We start from the raw sequence: 16,966 nt of genomic DNA, 5'->3' as shown, positions 1-16,966 counted from the left end.
GGAGAACGCAATGACCACACATCACCCCATAGCGATCATCGGCGCCGGTCTCGGCGGTCTCGTACTCGCCCGTGTTCTCCATGTGCGCGGGATCGAGGCGGCCGTCTACGAGCTGGACGCCTCCCCCTCCGCCCGCACCCAGGGCGGCATGCTCGACATGCATGAGGAATCCGGCCAGGAGGCGCTGCGCACGGCCGACCTGTACGAGGAGTTCCGGGCGCTCGTACATCCGGGCGGCGAGGCCCTGCGGATCCTCGACAAGGACGCGCTGGTGCGCATGGAGCAGGCGGACGACGGCACCGGCGGGCGACCCGAGATCGACCGCGGCGACCTGCGCGGCCTGCTGCTCGGCTCACTGCCCGAAGGCACCGTCCGCTGGAGCGCCAAGGTCACCGGCGCGCGGCCGCTGGGCGGCGGCCGGCACGAGGTGACGCTCGCCGACGGAAGCGTCTTCACCACGGATCTGCTGGTGGGCGCCGACGGCGCCTGGTCACGCATCCGGCCGCTGGTCTCCGACGCCCAGCCCGCCTACACCGGCGTCTCGTTCGTCGAGGCTGATCTGCGGGACGCGGATCTGCGACACCCGGTGAGCGCCGAGGTCGTCGGCGGCGGCATGCTGTTCGCGCTCGGGGCCGGGCGGGGATTTCTCGCCCACCGCGAGACCGACGGCAGCCTGCACGTCTACACGGCGCTGAAGGCACCAGAGGAGTGGCTCGACGGCATCGACTTCACCGACACCGAGGCGTCCAAGGAGACCGTGCTGGAGCACTTCGCGGACTGGGACAAGAGTCTGCGGGCGCTGGTCTCGGACGCCGACGGCTCCCTGGTCCCGCGGCGCATCCACGCACTGCCGGTCGGGCACCGCTGGGAGCGCGTCCCCGGCGTGACGCTTCTCGGCGACGCCGCGCACCTGATGTCCCCGTTCGCGGGCGAGGGTGCCAATCTCGCCATGCTCGACGGCGCCGAACTGGGCCTGGCGCTCGCCGCGCACCCGGGCGCCACCGAGGCCGCGCTGGCCGCCTACGAGGAGAAGCTGTTCCCGCGCAGCGAGCACTCCGCCGCCGAATCGGCCCGCAACGGAGTCCTGCTGTTCCGCGCCGACGCGCCGCAGGGGCTCGTCGACGCGTTCGCGGCCTGGCGCTGAGCAGAGCTCAGCCGGGCGGCTCGGTGCCCGTCACCCGGGCGACCAGGTCGACCCATCCCTTCTCCAGGCGCTCCAGGGACATCCCGCACTGCTCGGTGAGGTGGTGGATCAGGGCGGGGTCGAGATACGCCATCAGCGTCCGGCCCAGCAGATCGCAGTCGGCGTCCGGCACGATCTGCCGCAGCAGGATCGTGACGTGCAGAGTGAGTGCCCGAACCGACGGGTGAGTGAACCGGCGGGTCGGCTCCGGCTGGGCCGCCAGCTGCAGGTCCAGCTGCTCGGCCGAGCGGTAGAGCAGCGCCACTCCGAACGCCCGCAGCCGCTCCAGGGGCGGCGCTCCGGGGCCCAGCGGCGGCGGTCCGCCGAGGAAGTCGGCCTGCAGCTTCCTCGACGAATGGTCGAGCAACGCCATCAGCAGCCCGGTGCGGTCGCCGAAGCGCCGGAAGACGGTCCCCTTGCCCACCTGGGCGGCCGCGGCCACCGCCTCCATCGTGACCCCGGCCGCGCCGTGCTCGGCGATCAGCCGGGACGCGGCCTCCAGCAGCCGAGCTCGGTTACGGGCGGCGTCGGCGCGCAGGCACGGCTCGTCCTCGGCCGAGCCGAGCTGCAGCAACTCGGGCTCGCCAGTGGGCTCTTGAGGCCTCGGGAAGGGCGGCAGCGTGGCGGACATGAAGACAGCGTAAAGCATCGGGAACAAAACTGGACCGCGGTCCGGTTAGGGTGCTAGAACAATAAACGGACCTCGGTCCGGATCGTAACGGCAATGTTTCAGCACCCTCTGGAGTACCCATGTCTGTTCGCATCCTTGCTCTCGTCGGCAGCCTTCGCGCCGGTTCGCACAACCGTCAGCTCGCCGAGGCGGCCGTCAAGCTCGCCCCCGAGGGCGCGGATGTCGTGCTGTTCGAGGGCCTGGCCGAGATCCCCTTCTACAACGAGGACATCGACGTCGAGGGCAGCGTCCCGGCCGCCGCCGCCAAGCTGCGCGAGGCCGCTCAGGATGCCGACGCGTTCCTGTTCTTCTCCCCCGAGTACAACGGCACCATCCCTGCCGTCCTGAAGAACGCCATCGACTGGCTGTCCCGCCCCTACGGCGCCGGCGCCTTCGGCGGCAAGCCGGTCGCCGTGGTCGGTACCGCCTTCGGCCAGTTCGGCGGAGTGTGGGCGCAGGACGAGACCCGCAAGGCCGTGGGCATCGCCGGCGGCAAGGTGCTGGAGGACGTCAAGCTGTCCATCCCCGGCTCCGTGGTCCGCTTCGCCGAGACCCACCCGGCCGACGACGCCGAGGTCGCCGCGCAGCTGACCGAGGTCATCGCCCGCATTCACGGCCATGCGGACGAGGCCGCTGCCGCCTGACGGCGACGGCACAGCCGACAGCAGAGACTTGAGGGGCCGGAGCTGATCGCTCCGGCCCCTCGGCATGTCAGCACGTGTGTCATGTCCGTGCAATCGGGTCCGTTCTCCAGGCCACGGCCGTCGGCGCCAGTTCGCCGAGTTCCTGGAGTGCGGCCGCGACCGCGGGCCGCTCCCGGGCGCCCCGGCGGGTGCAGGTGAGCAGCTTGCGGTGCGGGTTGCCCGTGCACGGCACCCGGGTGATGGGCAGGTGCGGGGTGAGCTGGGCCAGTCGCGGGATGAGCGCGACGCCGAGCCGATGGGCGACGAGATGGGCGGTGACGTTCCAGTCCACGGCCTGGTGGACCACCGCGGGGCTGAACCCGGCCTCCCCGCAGGCAGACATGACATGCGCACGACAGGGACTCTCCGGCATGGGCGCGATCCAGTCCTCGTGCGCCGCGTCCGACAGGTCGACGCGCTCCTTGTCGGCCAGCGAGTGACCGGCGGGGACGACGAGGTCGAACGGGTCGTCCAGGAGCGGCCGTTGATCGAAGCGGGCGTCGCTCAGCGGCGGGTTGTGCGGGGTCGCCTCGACGATCGCCAGGTCGATCTCGCCCTCGAAGAGCAGGTCGAAGCTCTCCGGCACACCCGCCTCCTGGATGCGTACGGCCAGCCGCGGATGCCGCTCCTGGAGCCGGACCGCCATCGGTGCCAGCAGTACCGAGATCGCCACCGGATACCCGCCCACCCGCAACGGCCCCGCCGGTGCGCCCCGTTCGGCGCGCAGGTCGAGCTCGGCCTGTTCCCAGCGGGCCTGGATCGCGTCCGCGTGGGCGAGCAGGCTCTCGGCGGCGGGGGTGAGCCGCACCCCGCGGCCCTGCGGTTCCAGGAGGTCGACGCCGAGGTCGCGGGCGAGCTGGCGGATCTGCTGCGAGGCAGCCGAGGTGGTGAAGTGCAGGGCGCGGGCGGCCGCGGTGACGGTGCCGTAGTGGGCCACCGCCCGCAGGACGTGCAGTCGGCGCAGATCAATCATGAAGTCCAGGCTTCAAGGTCAGATCCACAAAGTCAACCTGGACGTGTACGGACGCTGCGCTGCACCCTGGCTGTGTCGCGACGGTCCACCAGTCAGGACGTACGAGGAGTTGCCATGATCAGCACGACCGGCACCGGCTGCCCGCACTGCGGTTGGCCGGACGGCGCCGAGCCCTTCCAGGTGGTCTCGACGCACAGCACCGCGGCGGGCCGCACGGTGTGGACGCGTTGCGGCTGTGGCTCGCTGCAGGTCCGGGTGGTCGACGGCTGCGGGATGCGCGTCGTCTCGCGCAGCGGTCCCGCGGAGCCTCAGTCCAACCCGGCCAGCCGCTGAACGGCCGGGGACGCGAAGCTCTCGATCCACGCCGCGGGCTCCCCGAGGCGCGGCACGAGGATGACGGTGTCGAGGCCGAGCTTGGTGTAGCCGGAGATGTCCCGCATGAAGGCGTCGAGGTCTCCTGCTGTGGCCGGCTCGCCCATGTAGGCGACCGTCTTGCGGATCCGGTCGTAGTCGCGCCCCTCGGCGTCGCAGTGTCCGCGCAGCACGTCGAGCTTGTGGCGGACCTCCTCCAGTGAGGTCGCGAACAGGTTGCAGGCGTCGCCGTACCGGGCGACCAGACGCAGGGTCCTCTTCTCGCCCCCGCCCCCGCCCCCGATCATGATCTCGGGGTGGGGGCTGCTGACCGGCGCCGGCACGCACAGGGTCTCGGCCAGCCGGTAGTGCTTGCCCTCGAAGGAGCCGTTCGCCTCCGGGTCCCACATCTGCAGACAGATCCGCAGGGTCTCCTCCAGCCGTTCGAAGCGCTCGGCGACTGGCGGGAACGGTACGCCGAGGCCCTCGTGCTCGCGGTCGTACCAGGCCGCGCCGATGCCGAGGGTGGCGCGGCCGCCGGACAGGACGTCCAGCGTGGTGGCGATCTTGGCGAGCAGGCCGGGGTGCCGGTAGGTCACGCCGGTCACCTGGGGGTACCTCCCACGCCCTTAAGGCAGTGGGGGAGCACCCAGCTGCACCGTGGAGGTGTGGCCGGCGAGATAGCCGAGGGTCGTGTAGGCCTCCAGCATGGGGTCCTCGGCCCCGCCGTTGCACTCCATCTGGAAGTAGTGGTCCATGACCGACAGCCGGCTGATCCCCGCCGCCTCAGCGGCGGTGCCCGTCGCGGCGAGTTCAGCGCCGAGGGCGGCGCCTTGGCCACTGTGGTTGAACCGGTTGATGTGTACGCCCACCCACATGACCGTCTCCGTCCGCCCGGACCTTTGCCGTCCCTGGCGACGCCAGAACTTCGAGCGCTCTCGAAGTCAAGTGAGCCCCGCGCCACCTCAGGAGCGGGGCTCACCGCGGCGGCCTTCGCCCGGCCTTCTCAGAGGGCGCGGCCCGCATCGGCCGCATCCTCACGCTCCTGCGCCGCCTGCCTCTCCTGCTTCTCCTGCTTCTTCGAAGCCCGCAGGCTGGTGATCGTCGTGACCGCCAGGACGAGCACGATGAAGCCGAGCGAGAAGGGGATGCTGATCTCCGGGACGTGCACGCCGGACTCGTGCAGCGCGTGCAGCACCAACTTGACGCCGATGAAGCCGAGGATGATCGACAGGCCGTAGCTGAGGTGGACCAGCTTCTTCAGCAGTCCGCCGATCAGGAAGTACAGCTGCCTCAGGCCCATCAGTGCGAAGGCGTTGGCGGTGAAGACGATGTAGGGGTCCTGGGTCAGGCCGTAGATGGCGGGGATGGAGTCCAGGGCGAACAGGACGTCGGTGGAGCCGATCGCCAGCATCACGACCAGCATCGGCGTCATGACCCGCTTGCCGTTCTGCTCGATCCACAGCTTGGTGCCGTGGTAGCGGTCGGCCACGCCGAAACGCTTCTCCACCATCTTGAGCAGCTTGTTCTCCTGGTACTCCTCCTCGTGCTCCTCCTTGCGCGCGTCCTGGATCAGCTTCCAGGCGGTCCAGATCAGGAAGGCGCCGAAGAGGTAGAACACCCAGGAGAAGGCGGAGATGATCGCCGCTCCGGCGGCGATGAAGCCCGCGCGCAGCACCAGGGCCACCAGGACGCCGACCATCAGCACCCGCTGCTGGTACTGGGAGGGCACCGCGAACTTCCCCATGATCAGGACGAAGACGAAGAGGTTGTCCACGCTCAGCGACTTCTCGGTGATGTATCCGGCGAAGAACTCGCCGGTGGGCCCGCCACCGCCGTAGAAATACACGCCCAGACCGAAGAGACAGGCCAGCACTACCCACACGACCGTCCAGGTCCCTGCTTCCTTGACGGACACATCGTGCGGCTTGCGCCCGACGAAGAAGTCGACGGCCACGAGCGCGCACAGGGCGGCGACGGTCAGCAGCCAGACGGTGAGGGATACGTTCACGGATGGTGCTCCTGGTGCAGGTGGGGGATATGACAGCGTTGTCGGCGATCAGGGCCCTTTCCACCCCTCACAGGTGAACAAAAGGTCATGAGCAGGTATCGGTCGGGCACCCGCCGTTCGGCGGGGAGGTTCCGCCGGACGGCGGCGGTCCGCACGGCGGCCGGTGCGTGAATCATGTCGGCCAGAGCCGCCGCGCCGTGCGTGAGGAGAGAATCATGACCCTGGTCCCGCCCCCGTTCGATCCCGAACTTGCCGCAGCACTCGAGCTGATCAAGGACGTGGTGCAACCCGGTCTCACCCTCGACGACATCGACCTGGTGCGCCAGGGGCCGGGCATCGAGATGCTCGCCCAGCTCGACCTGACCGCCGGCGGGTTCTTCGAGGTCGAGGACCGCACCGTGCCCGGCCCCGAGAACGCGCCCGACATCTCCCTGCTGATCTGCCGCCCCGCCGCCCCGGCGGCCGCCGGTCCGCGGCCCGTCGTCTACCACGTCCACGGCGGCGGGCTGATCATCGGCAACAACCGGGTCGGTGTGGACGTACCCCTGGCGTGGGCGCAGCAGCTGGACGCGGTCGTGGTGTCGGTGGAGTACCGGCTGGCGCCCGAGAATCCCTATCCGGCGCAGATCGAGGACGTGTACGCCGGTCTGCTGTGGACGGCGGAGCACGCCGGGGAGCTCGGCGCCGACCCGGAGCGGATCGTGATCGCGGGTGCCAGTGCGGGCGGCGGGCTGAGTGCGGCGCTTGCCCTGCTGACCCGGGACCGCAAGGGCCCGCGGCCGCTCGGGCAGGTGCTGATGTGCCCGATGCTGGACGACCGCAACGACACCCCGTCCACGTACCAGATGGCGGGCCTCGGCGTCTGGGACCGCACGGCCAACGACACCGGCTGGACGGCGCTGTTGGGCGAGGAGCGCGGCGGCCCGGACGTGCCGCCGTACGCCGCGCCCGCCCGCGCCGAGGACCTGACCGGTCTGCCTCCGGCCTTCCTGGACGTCGGTTCCGCGGAGACCTTCCGCGACGAGACCGTGGCCTACGCCTCCCGGATCTGGCAGGCCGGCGGGGTGGCCGAGCTGCACGTGTGGCCGGGCGGCTTCCACGGCTTCGACGGCTTCGCCCCGCAGGCGACGCTGTCCCAGGCGGCCCGGTCGGCGCATCTGGACTGGCTGCGCCGACTGCTGGCGCAGTAACGGGGTGCGGGCGGCGGTCAGAAGGGTGCCTCGACCGCCGCTCCGGCGAGGTTTCCGAGCGGTCGCGGGCCCAGCGGGGTCACGCTGTGCAGGACGTACTTGCCGTCGCGGCGGCCCGGTGACGAGGCCGGACTCGCGCAGCACGCCGAGTGGCCGGCTCGCGGAGGGCACGGACACGACGACCGGGCCGGCCGGTGCGGCGGCGGAGGCGAAGCCTCGCGTGGCGGTCACGTAGAGCAGGGCCGCGCGGGTGGGTCCGAGGGACCGGGCGCGTTGGGGTGAAGCGACGGACGCGTCGGGGACGACGGTCTTGTCGACCGGATGGGCCGGGACCGGCAGGAGGTCTCGTCAACCAACGGGACGGGCCGGGGCCGGCAGAAAGTACGAGAGCACCAGCAGCGGACCGCGGCCCTTGAGGACCAGGTCTCGGTCTACGGACAGTCGACCTCCATGGCGGGCCTGCCGGCTGCTCGTCGGGCGGAACGTGTCCGGCAACGCCCTGACCCCGTCGGCCGCCACGGCGGTCTCGATGCGCTGCCACGGCGGTGCCATGAACACCTCTTGGCAGGTGCGCGGAGCGCTGCCCAGCCGCTCCGGCGCGCGGCGAGTTCACCACGGGCGAGTGCGTCTCCTGCAGCAGGCGCCCCGGCACGGATCGTCGGCGGAGCCCGGCCGCACCGCTCAAATGGAACGGCCGGACCTTCGCAGGCGCTCCTCACCGAGTGCGCCATGGCGCATGATGGCCAACATGAAAGAGCTGGCCGGGCGCCTGACCGCGCTGGATCCCGACGCCGGTGCCGCCGTGCGGGTCATCGCCTACTTCGACCGACTGGCCGAGACCAGGGCCGGTCTGGAGGCGCTGGTGCGCGGGGCGGCCGTGCTGGCCGGATGTCCGGCGCGGCTCGTCGACGCCGGGCGGCGCGTGCGGGTGCGGGTCGAGCCCGACGGCACCCGCAAGGACAGCGAAGCGCCGCCGGAGCCGGACTGGCCGTGCACGGCGCTGGAGCCAGGCGGGGCACCGGCCCTGTGGCTGGAGCGGGCGGGTACCGGACCGAGCGTCGTCGACGCGGTGATCCTGGAGCGTGCCGCCGGTGCGATACGGCTGGTACTGGACCGCACCCGGGGCCGCGCCCCGGCCTCCCCCGCCGACGACCCGGCACTGATCGAGACCCTCCTGGATGCCACGGTGCCCGAGCCGGCCCGGCTGCACGCGGCCCGCCGAATCGGCATCGACCCCGCCGACCCTGCCGTACGGATCCGCGCCCTTGCCCCCGGCGACGGCCCGCCCCGCATCCTGGCGGCCCGCGCGGGCGTCCGCCCGAGCGACCCCGAGCTGCCCGCCGGTCGCCTCGGCGTGGGGCCCGCCGTCCCCGTGCTCGACCTGCCGGGCTCGTGGGTGGCTGCCCGCACCGCCCTGCGGTTCACGGCCGACGGCACGGCACGGGATCCCGGCCCGCGTGTGGTGTACGCCGACGAGCTGGGCGGCATCGCGCTGCTCGCGGATCTCGTCGTGCCGGGCGCCGAGCCACCGCCCGACGTGCGGGCGCTGGAAGCGGCGGCGGGCGCTCTGCCCGGGCTGCTGGCCACGCTGCAGGCCGTGGCCGCCACGGCGAGCCAGCGGGCGGCGGCCGCCGAGATCAGCGTGCACCACTCCACGCTCCAGGACCGCCTGACCCAGGCCGAGCACCTGCTCGGCTGGCCGCTGCGCACGCCGCAGGGCCGGCTCAGGCTGCAACTGGCGCTCACAATGCGGAACTTGGCGCGGCCGTAGGCCCCCGACGCGCGGGGTTCAGCGGAACTCGTGGACCACGTGGATCTCGCCGACGATGTGGGCGCTGAACTCGTCGAGCTCCTCGGCCGGAACCCACAGCTCGAGGATGGTCTCGCCGCCGGCCTGCTGCACGGGGTACCGGCTCAGGAACTCCGTGTCGACCTCGAAGCGGGTGACGAAGCCGGCGCCGTCGTGCTTGACGTTCCAGTCCCGCGCGATCTTGATGGCGTAGTTCTCGTTGACCACCGGGTAGAAGATCGGCTGCTCGGGCAGGCGGGGCGGCCACGCGCGCCACTCCAGCTCACGGACCAGGTCCAGCTCCTTGGGGCCGGTGGGGCGCCACAGGGTTGTCGTCGGTCGCGGGCTGGTCATGGCGTTCGCTTTCCACGAGGGATCGGCCGCCGGTGCGTGCCGGTCGGGAGCCCGGACGGTACAGGCGGGGCCGGCGCCGCGGCCAAGGGGTTTCGATCGACGATCGGGTGCTTCCGTTCCGGGCGGCTACCGGAGGGCGAACGACGCCCGGTGCAGCCAGTCGGTGCCGTCGTAGGCCACGAGGTCGACCGTGGGCACGCGAGCCGTGAAGGGGAGGGCGGGGCGCAGGCCGGCCTCGATCTCGTCCAGCACGGCGTCGTCCTGGCCCTGGGCGACCGTCAAATGCGGATGAGGCTCGTACTTCCCGCCGTACGGCGGGGCTTCCGGCCAGCGCTCGACGACCGCCTCGGTGAGCCGGCGGAACGGAGCTTCGGGGGTGGGCGCGAGGTAGAGCACCCCGGGAAACCGTCCGGATTCTTCGAACCGCACCTCGAAGGAGCGGTGGCGCCCGAAGATCTCGTCCAGGGCGGCGCAGGTCGCGGCGTCGACGAGGGAGGCGGGCAGGAAGGGGAAGACCACGGTGACGTGGGCCGGGACACCGGCTGGGGCGGCTGGGTCGAAGCGGTCCCGCCAGGGCCGGACCACCGCTTCCGCCTCGGGTACGGGTACGACGAGCGCCGTCTGCCCTGCTACGAAACGACCGGATTCCTCGTCTGCCATGGCAAGGGTGTACCAGGCGGATGCCCGCGACCGCGACCCGACACCCTTGCATGCGCGTCATATCGGCTCTCGCGGACAATTTCACAGATGCCCTATCCTGGATCGCAGGCACTTCGGGACGGAGGACCCAGACCCATGACCGCGACGGATCCGGCGCTCACCGCGCTCGCCTCGAGCTGGTCCGCCCTGTCGCTGCTGCACGGCAGGATCGAGGCCCACATCGAGCGTGCCCTGCAGGCCGGGCACGATCTGAGCGTGCGCGAGTACTCCCTGCTGGACGTGTTGAGCCGGCAGCACGACGGGGAGGGCGGGCACCTGCAGATGAAGCAGGTCGCCGACGCGGTCGTCCTCAGCCAGAGCGCCACGACCCGGCTGGTCACGCGCCTGGAGGACCGCGGGCTGCTGACCCGGTACCTGTGCCCCACGGACCGGCGCGGCATCTACACCAACGTCACCGAGGCCGGCCTCGGACTCCTGGAGCGGGCCCGCCCGACCAACGAGGCGGCCCTGCGCGAGGCCCTGGACGAGGCCGCCCGGAGCCCGGAGCTCGCGCCGCTGGTCGAAGCGGTCGAGACGCTCCGCGTCCCTGCCTGACCCCGAGACCCCCGCCGCCGGAGTCCTCGCCGCGGGGGTTTTCGCTTGGCCAGATACTTGCAGACACCTGCTACCCGCTCTGATCATTCAATGCGTTTGCATTTATCGCGCGTCTGCAACTATTGTCGACGCCTGTAAGCGTTACACGCAATCGCCTGGAAGGTACTTCCCATGCCTCTCGCCCTCCTGGCCCTGGCCATCGGGGCCTTCGGGATCGGCACCACGGAATTCGTGATCATGGGCGTACTGCCCGAGGTCGCGGGTGACTTCGATGTCTCCATCCCCACTGCCGGCTGGCTCGTCTCCGGCTACGCCTTGGGCGTCGTCCTCGGCGCGCCCCTGCTGACGGTCCTGGGCACCAAGGTCTCCCGCAAGAAGATGCTCATGTTCCTCATGGGCCTGTTCGTGGTGGGCAACACCCTGTCCGCGTTCGCCCCCACCTTCGGCGTCATGCTCGCCGGCCGGGTGATCGCCTCCCTCGCGCACGGCGCGTTCTTCGGCATCGGCTCCGTGGTCGCGGCCGGTCTGGTCGCGCCGGAGAAGAAGGCCTCCGCGATCTCCCTGATGTTCACGGGCCTGACCGTCGCCAACGTCGTGGGTGTGCCGCTGGGCACGTACATCGGCCAGGCGGCCGGGTGGCGGGTCACCTTCACCGCCGTCGCCGCGCTCGGCATCGCGGGGCTCGTCGGGGTGGCGAAGCTGGTGCCCGAGCCGGGCCGCCCGGAGTCCGGCACCATCCGTACCGAGTTCGCCGCCTTCCGCAACGTGCAGGTGTGGATCGCGATGGCGATGACGGTCCTCGGCTTCGGCGGTGTGTTCGCCGCGATCACCTACATCACGCCGATGATGACCGAGGTCACCGGCTACTCGGCCGGTGCGGTGACCTGGCTGCTGGTGCTGTTCGGGGCCGGGATGTTCCTGGGCAACCTGGTCGGCGGCCGGTTCGCCGACCGTGCCCTCATGCCCATGCTGTTCACCGCGCTCGGCTCCCTGTCCCTGGCGCTGCTGCTGTTCACGGCGACCGCCCACAACAAGGTCCTCGCCGCGCTCACCCTGACGCTGATCGGTGCGCTGGGCTTCGCCACCGTGCCCCCGCTGCAGAAGTGGGTGCTCGACCAGGCCTCGGCCGCCCCGACGCTGGCCTCCGCCGCCAACATCGGCGCCTTCAACCTCGGCAACGCGCTGTCCGCCTGGCTCGGCGGTCTCGTCATCTCGGCCGGGCTCGGCTACACGGCCCCGAGTTGGGTCGGCGCCCTGCTGGCCGGCAGCGCGCTGCTCCTCTCCCTCCTGGCGGCCTTCCTCGACCGCCGCACCCGCCCGGCCGGCCGTGTCGTGGCCGCGTCCGCGCCGGCCGAGCACATCCCGGCCGCCGCGCGGCACTGAACCACCAACTCGCAAGGAACGCAACGCACATGACCCCTTCCGTCCCCACCGTCACCCTCAACACCGGCGTCGAGATCCCCCAGCTCGGCTTCGGCGTCTTCCAGGTCCCCGACGCCGAGACCGCCGCTGCGGTGAGCGCCGCACTGGAGGCCGGATACCGCAGCATCGACACGGCCGCCGTCTACGGCAACGAGACCGGCGTCGGCGCCGCCCTCGCCTCTTCCGGCATCAACCGCCGGGAACTGTTCGTCACCACCAAGCTGTGGAACGCCGACCAGGGGTACGACGCCACACTCCGCGCATTCGAAGCGAGCCTGGACAAGCTGGGCCTGGACTACGTAGACCTGTACCTCATCCACTGGCCCACTCCGGCCCGCGACCTGTACCGGGAGTCCTGGCAGGCCATCGAGAAGCTTGCGGCCGACGGGCGGATCCGCGCGGCCGGTGTCTCCAACTTCCAGCCCGGCCATCTGCGCCGGCTGCTGGAGGGCAGCGCGCTGGTGCCGGCCGTCAACCAGATCGAACTGCACCCCGGACTCCAGCAGCGTGAACTGCGCGCCCGGCACGCCGACTTGGGCATCGCCACGGAGGCCTGGAGTCCGCTGGCGCAGGGCGCGGTGCTGGGCGAGCGCGCGCTGACGGAGATTGCCGAGCGGCACGGCAAGTCACCGGCGCAGGTGGTGCTGCGCTGGCACCTTCAGCTCGGGAACGTCGTGATCCCCAAGTCCGTCACCCCCGCCCGCATCCGCGAGAACATCGACGTCTTCGACTTCGCCCTCGGCGACGAGGAGATGACCGCGATCGCCGCCCTGGACCGGGGGCTGCGCACCGGCCCCGACCCGGACACCTTCAACTGAAGGCCGGACGCTGCCGGTTCGGGGCGCGGGCGGCTGCGGCTGCCACTGCCGATTCGAGGCTGTTACTGGGCCCATTTCGGGGTCCAGGTGTCCGCGTCCCGCCGGGCGGTGCCGAGGTGGGCACGGAGCGACGCCAGCGCCGGATGCGGGTTGTCGCCGCGCCAGATCAGCGAGTGCGGGTAGACGGGCGTGGGGTCGCGCACGGGGATGCGGCGCAGGTCGTGGTCGGCCGGCCAGACCATGCGGGTCTGTACGCCGACGAAGGTCGCGAGCAGCGAGGAGTCGGCGATGGTGTCGAGGAGCGGTTCGGTGCCGAAGTCGGGGCCGGTGACCTCGATCGTGAAGCCGAAGGCGGCAGCCAGGTCGTCGTAGAAGGCGGCCCACTCTGTGCCGGCGACGTTGCCGGGCATCCAGATCCGGTGCCCGGCCAGCTGGGCCGGGGTGACCGCGCGGGCCGAGGCGAGCGCGTGCCGGGGGCCGGTGAGGAGCTCGAGGGGCTCGTCGTGGACTCGGGCCGCCTCGATGCCCTCGGGCAGCTGCCGCGCGGGGAGGGTGAGGGCGCGGAAGGACGCGTCGATGGTGCCGGAGCGCACCGCGGAGATCGCCGCGTCGGCGTCGAATAGCGTCACGACGTCCAGGGCCGAGTCGGGGTGCGCGCGGTGGAAGTCCCGTATCAGGTCGGCCGGGGCGAGCCGGCGGCCGATCACGTCGACGCGCAGGGCACGGCGGCCGGGCCGTACGGAGGCTGCGGCTCGCTCCTCGGCCTGCAGGAGTTCGCGGGCGTGGGGCAGGAAGACCTGGCCGTCGACGGTGAGCTGGGCGCCACGCGCAGTGCGGGTGAACAGCCGCGCGCCGAGGTCCTTCTCCAGCGCGGCGACCCGCTTGGACACGGCCTGCTGGGTGACGTCCAGGACCAGGGCGGCCTCCCGGAACTGCCCGGCATCCGCGACGGCCACGAAAGTGCGCACTGCGTCGATGTCCACGGGCCCCTTTCTACAACGTCCGATGGTCAGTCGCCCTACAACTTCCGGTTGTCGGACGACCGGCGCGTCGGTTGTTTGCCCCCGCGCCGGGTGACCGGCTTTGATGTCGCCGGTCGAGATTCGGGCAGGACGGGGAGGCCGGCATGCGGGGCGGGCAGGCGCTGGGGCGACAGTTCGGATGGCTGTGGGGGGCGTACGCCGTCAGCGCGGTCGGAACATGGCTCGCCTTTGACTCGTTCTCGCTGATCGCGGTGATGGTGCTGCATGCCGGGGCGACCGAGGTGGCGGTGCTGTCGGCGGCCGGGCTCGCGGTGGGGGCGGCGGTGGCGACGCCGCTCGGGCCATGGATGGAGTTCCGTCGCAAGCGGCCCGTGATGATGTCCATGGATCTGGTCCGCTGTGGGGTGTTGCTGACCATTCCGGTCGCGTTTGCGCTCGGCGCGCTCACCTTCGTACAACTATTGGTTGTGTCGATCGTCGTCGGCGCGGCCGACATCAGCTTCACCGCGGCAAGCGGGGCCTTCGTCAAGTCGCTGCTGCCGCCGGAGGACCTGCTCGCCGCGAACGCACGGTTCGAGGCGACCCAGTGGACCGCGACCATCCTGGGGCCGCCCCTGGGCGGGGCCGCAATGGGCGTGTTCGGGCCGGTGATGACCGTGGTGGCCAATGCGGTGAGCTTCCTGCTGTCGGCCGCCGGGATCCGCGCGATCGGCGGGACCGAGACGCGTCCCGTAGGGCCGGGGCCGGGGCCGGCACCGGCCGGCAGCCTGCTCGAAGGATGGCGCTACATCCTGGCCCATCCCACGCTGCGGCCGATGTTCTTCAACACGGTGCTGTACAACGCCCTGATCATGGTGTCGCTTCCGCTGCTCGCCGTGCTGATGGTCGGCGATCTCGGCTTCTCCGCCTGGCAGTACGGCCTGGCCTTCTCCGTACCCAGCATCGGCGGCCTGATCGGCTCGCGGCTGACCCGCCGGCTCGTGCCGCGGTTCGGAGAGCGCCGGGTGCTGCTCGTCTCGGGGACACTGCGCGCGTGTTGGCCGATCGGCCTCGCCTTCGTCGGGCCCGGCACGGCGGGGCTGGTGCTCGTCATGGTCGTAGAGCTGGGGGTGATCGTGTCCTGTGCCGTCTTCAACCCGGTGTACTCCACCATTCGACTGCGGCAGACGGACACGGGCCGGGTGGCGCGCACGCTCTCCGCCTGGTCGGTCACCACCAAGGCGACGACCGCCGGGATGACCGCCCTGTGGGGCCTGCTGGCCGGCCTGACCGGCCCCCGCGCGGCGATCGCCGTCGCCGGTGTCCTCGTCCTGGCCACGCCGCTGCTGCTGCCCCGTCGAGTCGCGGGCCCCGCAGAGATGGCGCAGCCGAGCATCGACGAAGCCGCCTGAGCCACAAGAGGGACACGGGTTCACGGGCCCCCGATCCGTGGGGTTCCGCCAGGAGTTGCCGCTCATCGCCGCGGGCAAAGTGATGAAGGACCAATGGCGATGAGGACGGACGGGGGCCGCGATCCGGCTCCCGCCGGCGAACGGAGATCCCTTCTGATGACGAACCACGCGGCCGGTCTTACGGCGGACCTGTCACTCGACCAGATCGAGCGTCTCGACGACGAGATCATCACGCTCCTCGCACGACGCCGCGCGATGGCCCAGGCACTCCCGGCTCCGGCCCGCGCCCGTGCAGGCGATCCGGCCTTCGCGGAGACGGTACGAGGCATAACGGACCGCTACCGGAGGGAACTCGGCGGCGCGGGCGAACTCGTCGCCCGCGCGGTCATGGTGCTGTGCGATCCCAGCCGGGAGAACTGAAGAAAGCTTCCCTCGGACGAAGGCCGCGCCCGCCCGGCGTGGGCTTCGTCGCGGCGGCTCGCGGCCGGGCACATTGTTGCGTACAAAGTCTGACCACGGCCCCGATGTCTGCTCCGGCGCATCAGGACAGTGCACTAAGACACAGGTCATGGCACTGGAGACAGCATTGACAGGGTCACGGATTTGGCCGTACAAATCTGAGCAGGGACAGGTACCGAATCCCTGGGAGACCGTTGACCGCTACATCCCTTACGAGGACCAGGAGGCATGACGGTGCACCAGCTTCCCCTGTCCGGCATCACGGTGGTCAGCCTGGAGCAGGCCGTGGCCGCTCCCTACGCCACCCGGCAGCTCGCCGATCTCGGCGCCCGGGTCATCAAGGTGGAGCGGCCGGGCGAGGGGGACTTCGCGCGCCGTTACGACACGACGGTGCACGGCCACTCCAGTTATTTCGTCTGGCTCAACCGCTCCAAGGAGTCCCTCACGCTGGATCTGAAGGATCCACGGGGCATGGAGATCCTGCACCAACTCCTCGACGGCGCCGACGTGTTCGTACAGAATCTCGCGCCCGGCGCCATCGACCGTCTGGGCCTCGGCGTCGATGCGCTCGCCGCCCGCTACCCGCGGCTGATCCCGTGCACGATCTCCGGCTACGGCACGAGCGGGCCGTGGGCCGACCGCAAGTCGTACGATCTGCTGGTGCAGTGCCAGACCGGCCTGGTCTCACTCACCGGAACCGCCGACGAGACGGCGCGCGTCGGAATCTCCGTCGCCGACATCGCCGCCGGGATGTACGCCTACACGGGCGTCCTGACCGCCCTGTACACAAGGGCCACCACAGGACGGACGCACCCGGTGGAGGTGTCCCTGTTCGAGGCGCTGGCGGAGTGGATGGGCCAGCCCGCGAACTACACGCGATACGGCGGCAGTCAGCCCGCCCGGCTCGGCACCCAGCACGCCACCATCGCACCGTACGGCGCCTTCACGACGGCCGACGGCAAGCAGGTGCTGTTCTCCATCCAGAACGAGCGCGAGTGGGCCGCCCTGTGCGCGGACTTCCTCGGAGAGCCGGCGTTGACGAACGATCCGCGTTTCGCGACGGGCTCCGACCGCGTCGCGCACCGCGACGTGCTCAACGCGATCGTCGCCGAGCGCTGCGCCCGCTCCGACGCCGAGGAGAACCTGAAGGACCTGGAGGAGATCGGCATCGCCTGCGCCGGGGTCAACGACGTCGCCGCGTTCCTGGACCATCCGGTGCTGGCCGCGCGCGAGCGCTGGCGCGAGGTGGCCGTGCCCGGCGCGACGGTGCAGGCGCTGCTCCCACCGGCCGACCTCGCGGGCATCCCCGCGCGCATGGATCCCGTGCCGGCGGTGGGCGAGCACACGGACGCGATCCTCACCGGCCTCGGCCTCGCCCCCGACGACATCCAGGCGCTGCGCGCCGACGCCGTCATCTGACCCCCGACGATGTGGA

The 16,966-nt window shown here is 71.3% G+C and carries 18 protein-coding genes and 1 pseudogene; 11 read left to right on the top strand and 8 right to left on the bottom strand.

All coding sequences use genetic code 11. The features are described from left to right. The first annotated feature begins 10 nt into the window (after window positions 1-10). Window positions 11-1,144 carry an FAD-dependent oxidoreductase gene (locus IH68_RS0120740; RefSeq protein WP_030937366.1) on the top strand — a complete coding sequence of 378 codons (1,134 nt, stop codon included), beginning with the start codon at window positions 11-13 and terminating at the stop codon, window positions 1,142-1,144. Between the two features lie 7 nt (window positions 1,145-1,151). Here the strand turns inward: IH68_RS0120740 and IH68_RS0120735 are convergent, their stop codons facing one another. Further along, complete coding sequence (locus IH68_RS0120735) at window positions 1,152-1,832, bottom strand: TetR/AcrR family transcriptional regulator (protein WP_030937360.1); 681 nt, start codon at window positions 1,830-1,832, stop codon at window positions 1,152-1,154. 101 nt (window positions 1,833-1,933) lie between these two features. Here IH68_RS0120735 and IH68_RS0120730 point away from each other — a divergent pair, with 101 nt between their 5' ends. Beyond that, window positions 1,934-2,497 carry an NAD(P)H-dependent oxidoreductase gene (locus IH68_RS0120730; RefSeq protein ID WP_030937357.1) on the top strand — a complete coding sequence of 188 codons (564 nt, stop codon included), beginning with the start codon at window positions 1,934-1,936 and terminating at the stop codon, window positions 2,495-2,497. A 79-nt stretch (window positions 2,498-2,576) separates the two neighbouring features. Here the strand turns inward: IH68_RS0120730 and IH68_RS0120725 are convergent, their stop codons facing one another. Beyond that, window positions 2,577-3,509 (bottom strand): LysR family transcriptional regulator, encoded by a 933-nt coding sequence (locus IH68_RS0120725; protein WP_030937354.1) that lies wholly within the window; start codon window positions 3,507-3,509, stop codon window positions 2,577-2,579. Window positions 3,510-3,623: 114 nt separating this feature from the next. Between IH68_RS0120725 and IH68_RS0120720 the strand changes: the two genes are divergently transcribed. Next, on the top strand, window positions 3,624-3,842 hold the full coding sequence (locus IH68_RS0120720; RefSeq protein ID WP_030937352.1) for a hypothetical protein: 219 nt from the start codon (window positions 3,624-3,626) through the stop codon (window positions 3,840-3,842). On the opposite strand, the pseudogene IH68_RS49955 reads toward IH68_RS0120720, so the two are convergent. Continuing rightward, window positions 3,818-4,738 (bottom strand): annotated as a pseudogene (locus tag IH68_RS49955) (LLM class F420-dependent oxidoreductase). The gene IH68_RS0120720 and the pseudogene IH68_RS49955 overlap by 25 nt on opposite strands. A 128-nt stretch (window positions 4,739-4,866) precedes the next feature. Next, complete coding sequence (locus IH68_RS0120710; protein ID WP_030937350.1) at window positions 4,867-5,871, bottom strand: TerC family protein; 1,005 nt, start codon at window positions 5,869-5,871, stop codon at window positions 4,867-4,869. Window positions 5,872-6,086: 215 nt separating this feature from the next. Here IH68_RS0120710 and IH68_RS0120705 point away from each other — a divergent pair, with 215 nt between their 5' ends. Beyond that, on the top strand, window positions 6,087-7,061 hold the full coding sequence (locus tag IH68_RS0120705; RefSeq protein ID WP_030937348.1) for an alpha/beta hydrolase: 975 nt from the start codon (window positions 6,087-6,089) through the stop codon (window positions 7,059-7,061). Window positions 7,062-7,409: 348 nt separating this feature from the next. On the opposite strand, the gene IH68_RS0120700 is transcribed toward IH68_RS0120705, so the two are convergent. Beyond that, complete coding sequence (locus IH68_RS0120700; RefSeq protein ID WP_159403704.1) at window positions 7,410-7,613, bottom strand: hypothetical protein; 204 nt, start codon at window positions 7,611-7,613, stop codon at window positions 7,410-7,412. Between the two features lie 196 nt (window positions 7,614-7,809). On the opposite strand from IH68_RS0120700, the gene IH68_RS0120695 reads away from it, so the two are divergent. Further along, window positions 7,810-8,832 (top strand): helix-turn-helix domain-containing protein, encoded by a 1,023-nt coding sequence (locus tag IH68_RS0120695; RefSeq protein ID WP_030937343.1) that lies wholly within the window; start codon window positions 7,810-7,812, stop codon window positions 8,830-8,832. Window positions 8,833-8,850: 18 nt separating this feature from the next. On the opposite strand, the gene IH68_RS0120690 is transcribed toward IH68_RS0120695, so the two are convergent. Next, on the bottom strand, window positions 8,851-9,204 hold the full coding sequence (locus IH68_RS0120690; RefSeq protein ID WP_030937341.1) for a hypothetical protein: 354 nt from the start codon (window positions 9,202-9,204) through the stop codon (window positions 8,851-8,853). A 126-nt stretch (window positions 9,205-9,330) separates the two neighbouring features. After that, window positions 9,331-9,864: a 2'-5' RNA ligase family protein gene (locus IH68_RS0120685; RefSeq protein WP_030937339.1), complete on the bottom strand. Its 534-nt coding sequence runs from the start codon at window positions 9,862-9,864 to the stop codon at window positions 9,331-9,333. 135 nt (window positions 9,865-9,999) lie between these two features. Here IH68_RS0120685 and IH68_RS0120680 point away from each other — a divergent pair, with 135 nt between their 5' ends. The 3 genes from IH68_RS0120680 to IH68_RS0120670 all read left to right on the top strand — a co-directional run bounded on the left by IH68_RS0120680 (window position 10,000) and on the right by IH68_RS0120670 (window position 12,698). Beyond that, complete coding sequence (locus IH68_RS0120680) at window positions 10,000-10,458, top strand: MarR family winged helix-turn-helix transcriptional regulator (RefSeq protein ID WP_030937337.1); 459 nt, start codon at window positions 10,000-10,002, stop codon at window positions 10,456-10,458. 171 nt (window positions 10,459-10,629) lie between these two features. Then, window positions 10,630-11,841 carry an MFS transporter gene (locus tag IH68_RS0120675; RefSeq protein WP_030937335.1) on the top strand — a complete coding sequence of 404 codons (1,212 nt, stop codon included), beginning with the start codon at window positions 10,630-10,632 and terminating at the stop codon, window positions 11,839-11,841. 29 nt (window positions 11,842-11,870) lie between these two features. Beyond that, window positions 11,871-12,698, top strand: a complete 828-nt coding sequence (locus IH68_RS0120670; protein WP_030937333.1) for an aldo/keto reductase — start codon at window positions 11,871-11,873, stop codon at window positions 12,696-12,698. A 62-nt stretch (window positions 12,699-12,760) separates the two neighbouring features. Here the strand turns inward: IH68_RS0120670 and IH68_RS0120665 are convergent, their stop codons facing one another. Next, on the bottom strand, window positions 12,761-13,681 hold the full coding sequence (locus IH68_RS0120665; RefSeq protein ID WP_030937331.1) for a LysR family transcriptional regulator: 921 nt from the start codon (window positions 13,679-13,681) through the stop codon (window positions 12,761-12,763). Window positions 13,682-13,824: 143 nt separating this feature from the next. Here IH68_RS0120665 and IH68_RS0120660 point away from each other — a divergent pair, with 143 nt between their 5' ends. From IH68_RS0120660 to IH68_RS0120650, 3 genes are all read left to right on the top strand, one after another. Next, complete coding sequence (locus IH68_RS0120660) at window positions 13,825-15,072, top strand: MFS transporter (protein ID WP_030937328.1); 1,248 nt, start codon at window positions 13,825-13,827, stop codon at window positions 15,070-15,072. A 156-nt stretch (window positions 15,073-15,228) separates the two neighbouring features. Further along, window positions 15,229-15,492 carry a hypothetical protein gene (locus tag IH68_RS0120655; protein WP_234341447.1) on the top strand — a complete coding sequence of 88 codons (264 nt, stop codon included), beginning with the start codon at window positions 15,229-15,231 and terminating at the stop codon, window positions 15,490-15,492. 267 nt (window positions 15,493-15,759) lie between these two features. Then, the gene (locus IH68_RS0120650; RefSeq protein WP_030937325.1) at window positions 15,760-16,950 is read left to right on the top strand and encodes a CaiB/BaiF CoA transferase family protein; all 1,191 of its coding nucleotides are present in this window, start codon (window positions 15,760-15,762) and stop codon (window positions 16,948-16,950) included. Window positions 16,951-16,966 lie beyond the last annotated feature (16 nt).

It is taken from the genome of Streptomyces sp. NRRL S-646 (genome assembly GCF_000720765.1).
Classification (GTDB): domain Bacteria; phylum Actinomycetota; class Actinomycetes; order Streptomycetales; family Streptomycetaceae; genus Streptomyces.
Note: the sequence above shows the minus strand (reverse complement) of the source record. Positions and strands in the feature narration are given on the sequence as shown.